This window comes from Teichococcus vastitatis (assembly GCF_003604215.1).
GTDB classification, from domain to species: domain Bacteria; phylum Pseudomonadota; class Alphaproteobacteria; order Acetobacterales; family Acetobacteraceae; genus Pseudoroseomonas; species Pseudoroseomonas vastitatis.
In genome coordinates, this window is sequence record NZ_QXGS01000094.1 from 1 (window position 1) to 4,138 (window position 4,138).

Here is a 4,138-nt window from a genome sequence, read left to right on the forward strand (position 1 = left end):
CCCCCGTGTCGGGGAAGCCCCCGTCGTGAGTCACGACCATCGGGAGTTGGTATAAGGATCCACTATCGCGCTAATCCTCAGGCGCAGAATCTTCCGGCCACGGAAGGCTAAAACGGCGTCTTCAAGGGGCACTGGGGGCCAGACAGCCACGACTGCCAAGCCCCATCTGCGATCCGATAATCCACGCATCTCATGTGGCGTCCATTAGGTGTCTCATTCGCCCGTTTCTAGGCCGCAACATAGTTCGATGAACATGACCGATCTCGCTGTCATCTCCTGATCAGCGCTGCGCGAGAAACGTCCTCGCCTGCTCCAGCTCTGGCTTGGGTGCATCAGGCCTCCCGGCAATGTCGAGCAGCGCCAGATACTGTTTTCGGGCCATGTCGCGATCACCAGCCAACTCGGCCGCGCGGGCTGCGCCATAGACCGCCCGAAAGCGCCGTGGCTCGGTTTCCTGCACTGCGAGGAATTCACGCTGCGCCTCGGCGTGGCGCTCCATGAGCATGAGCACCTCGGCAAGCTGCTCTCCGGCCGGCATGAGCGGACCTGGAGTGATCGGATGCTTGTCCGTGCGCCTCTCGCGCAGCGTGGCCTCCTGGAGCAACGCCAGAGCCGCATCCTGCCGTCCCTGAGCAAAGGCGACCCAGCCTTCTGCTGCCAGACGGAGAATCTCGATCTGCTCCTGCCAGTATGCATCGCGTCCCTGCAGGGCCGCGGAGGCTGCCCTCAGGGCCTCGAGATCGGATGCGGCTGCCTCCGGGCGACCCGATCGCGCCGCGCCCAGTGCGCGAGCAAAATGCGTGTTGGCGACCACGAGCGGTGCGGTCTGCCGCCCCGGCTCCAGCGCCGCTGCTTCCGCCCAGGCACCACGCTCGAGGGCATAGCGGGCCGGCATCACCGTCAGCGCCCAGGCGAAGATGGGGGCCGGTGCCTGCCAATCCGTGAAGCGCGGCAACTCTGCCAAGACGCGCCGCGCTGCCTCAGTCTTGCCGGTTTGCAGATAGCCGTAGAGCAGGTAATCCAGGGCGTGGATCTCGTCAAAGGTCGCCCCTCGCGCCCGCGCCGTTTCGGCAGAACGGTGATTGGTTTCGATGGATTGTTCCCAACGGCCGACGCGCGTGAAGATATGCGAGGGCATGTGCAGCGCATGCGGCGCATCGGCCGCAAGATGGGCGTAGCGCTCGGCCGCCGGTAGGCCACGCTGTGCCAAGGCCGGCACATCATAGGTATGGATCAGGTAGTGCGCGACGCCCGGATGATGTGGCTGGCGTGCGGCCTCACGCTCCAGGATCTCCGCCGCCTTGATCTGCCTCGCATAGGTTTTGTCGGTCGGCGCAGCAGCCATGGCAAGTGCGAGGGCATAGTGGATCCCTACTTCCGGATCCTCCGGAAAGCGCGCGTACAGCTGGCCCATGGCTTGCTCGTAGCGCTCGAGACGAGCACGGTGCTGGTCTGGGTCCTCATTGCCATACAGCTCGGCGAGAGCCGTGATGAAGCCGCGTTCACGCTCGCTCTTAGCGCTGATCTGCTGCGCCTCGGCCAGGACAGCCCTTCCCTGGCGCAGGTTAGCAACCGTGGTCACGGTGAATGGATTCACCAGCAGTGCCATCGCCTCGCCCCAGAGGGCCATGACGCAGCCGGGATCCCGCTCCCGCACGCGGCGGAAGGCGGCACCGGCCGCCTCATACCAGAAGGAGTGTTGCAGTTTCATCGCTTCGTCGAAGGCGACCTGCGCGTCCGGCGAGCAGGTCACAGGAAAATGGACGCTGCCTAGGGTGCTCGCAGCCGGCGGCGGTGCCGCATGGCCGTGGATGTGCTGCTGCGCCTGGGCAGGTGACTGGAAGAGGGCAAGACCGAAGGCAAGCACCCAACGGCCCGCGACGGGTTTTGGGAACATGGTTTCCTCCTTACCAGAATGATCCGGCCTGCTACGCGCAGGCGAAGCGCTGGAGTGGGCATTCAGGCATGTGACGACGTTGTTGCGTTCGTTGCACTGGGTAATCACCCAGTGATGTCACGACAGGCGCGCTCAGCTCTGTGCTTTAGGTCGAAGTCCAGGCCACTTCCATGTCAGCGGGCAATCCGCCGCGCTGCTTCCGCATAGCCGATGCGGCGTTCGGGCGGCACAGGATGCCGTCCCGCCACACGCTCGAGCAGCAGGCGCATGTCCGCTTCAGAGCCTGCCTTGGTAGCAGAATCAAGAAAGAGCTGTTCCAGCACATCCTGCTGCGCGTGACTGCCGCCCAGACGATGCATCAGTCCGAGTGCGGACCGCATCACTTCCACGGCCGCGGCAAAGTCACCTCGGCGGTGCGCCAGCACCGCCTTGCACACCGGAAGGGCCGCCTCTCGCAGCACGGGCGCAACTGTGCCCGCTCGGTTGGATTGCGCGGCCTCGCGCATCGCCGCCAGCATCTGCTCCACCGCTTCCCAGCGGCTGGCTGCGGCCAAGGCCATCATCCTGTGAGGCAGAGTGAAGGGTGAAAGGTGGTCGCCGATGCGAAGTTCGGCCTTGTCAGCAAGCTCGGTCCAGCGCGCTCCGACATCCACGCCTCGCAACTCCAGCCGGAACAGCATGGAACAGGCATTCTGGACATCGGTAGTGAAGTCCGGCATCACCCGGACGAGCGGCGAGTCCAGATCGCGGAAGCGCCGGTCGTACAGGCCGAGGGCCGCCTGGAACTCGCGGCGTTCCAGATGGTACAGCGCTTGATGCCACCAGAGATGGTGGGTGAAAGCATTGCCTCCTTCCCAGTGCTGCTCCATGCCTTCCAGAAAGCGGATACCTTCGCTGCGACGTCCCTGCATCTCCATCACATGGGCCACGGCATGAGTGGCCCAGAGGTTGGCGGGATCCAGGCTGAGCGCCTCTCGGCCACAGACTTCAGCGAGCGTGTAGTTTCCGAACTCCTCGTGAGCAAACGCGCGGCAGGCGAGCACCGCACCCCAGCCTGGGACGTCTGAGGACCAACGTGGCACGATCCGCTCCACCCTGGTCAGCATCCGTTCGGAACGGCCCGACCAGAATGCAATGACGTGATGCAGACGAAGCGCCAGCACGTCGCGCGGATGTTCCTCCTGGATCTCCTCCCAAATTGCCAAGGTGCGGGCAATGTCCCCGTTGATCCAGGCAGCGAGGGCCTCGGCATGAGCCCGTTCCCGTGGAGTTCCACGCCTGAGATGAGGACCGGCAGTGCCCAGGGCCTCCCGGGCCCGCGGCACAAGGGCGCCGTCCACCGCGGCCATGGCAAGATAGCCCTTGAGAATATGAGCCAAGCCGAACTCCGGATCGGCTGCGATCAAGGGTGCAAGCCGCTGCGCGGTGTCGGCGCGATACGTCAGATAGCCTTCGACGACGTGGTCGAAGGCGCGCACGGCTTCCGCCGAGGTGCTGACGGCATTGCCTTGTGCATCCCTGATCATGGCTGTTCCGCTCGACCAAGGGACTTAGGTTAACATCATCAATGCCACATCAAAACTATTATCGACCGCGACCCCGTGGCTTTTTCATTTCGGCCATGCGGGCGCCGATGTTGCTGGCCGTCATCGTGCCGCGCGGCAAGCGCTGCGCCACTCATGTCATGGACGAGGTCAAGAACGCCAACGGCCTCCGGAAGGAGCATGTCCGACGGGCGCCCGAGCATCCTGATCAAGTCGAGGGCGGCCGATGGCGGTGGGGATGGAGCGGCCTCTGTTTGAAGCGAGATTTTCAAGAAGCGGACTGGTACCGGCCGCTGAAATGGGCGCAGGATCAGGCGGCTTTGGCGCCGTGCAGAAGGCCGTCCGTCAGGATCTCTGACGCTCTGGGAGGTAGCGATGCAGGTTCTGATCCTCGGCGCCGGCGCTGTCGGCGGATACTTCGGAGGGCGGCTGGCGCAGGCCGGCACGGTTGAGGACGTCGCCTTCCTGGTTCGCCCTCGCCGCAAGGCGCAACTCGACCGTGGCGGATTGCTGATCGAGAGCCCAAGCGCGGGCGATTGGCGCGGCCCAGTCAGCGCCCTGCTCGCTGAAGAGGTCAGGCCCGGCTGGGACGTGATCCTGTTGACCTGCAAAGCCTATGACCTAGCAGCCTGTCGGGTTTGGGTCGGCTGCTAGTGGGATAGTTGGGGTTACGGATCATGTAGCCAGCCGCAGGCGG

The 4,138-nt window shown here is 64.6% G+C and carries 3 protein-coding genes; 1 reads left to right on the top strand and 2 read right to left on the bottom strand.

The window, feature by feature from the left end; translation table 11 throughout:
• Positions 1–280 precede the first annotated feature (280 nt).
• Together D2K64_RS22945 and D2K64_RS22950 are read right to left on the bottom strand one after the other, a co-directional pair.
• Complete coding sequence (locus tag D2K64_RS22945) at positions 281–1,897, bottom strand: hypothetical protein (protein ID WP_157986080.1); 1,617 nt, start codon at positions 1,895–1,897, stop codon at positions 281–283.
• 173 nt (positions 1,898–2,070) lie between these two features.
• Positions 2,071–3,423, bottom strand: a complete 1,353-nt coding sequence (locus D2K64_RS22950; RefSeq protein WP_120010699.1) for a tetratricopeptide repeat protein — start codon at positions 3,421–3,423, stop codon at positions 2,071–2,073.
• Between the two features lie 393 nt (positions 3,424–3,816).
• On the opposite strand from D2K64_RS22950, the gene D2K64_RS22955 reads away from it, so the two are divergent.
• Positions 3,817–4,095 (top strand): 2-dehydropantoate 2-reductase N-terminal domain-containing protein, encoded by a 279-nt coding sequence (locus D2K64_RS22955; RefSeq protein ID WP_120010700.1) that lies wholly within the window; start codon positions 3,817–3,819, stop codon positions 4,093–4,095.
• Positions 4,096–4,138: the final 43 nt, after the last annotated feature.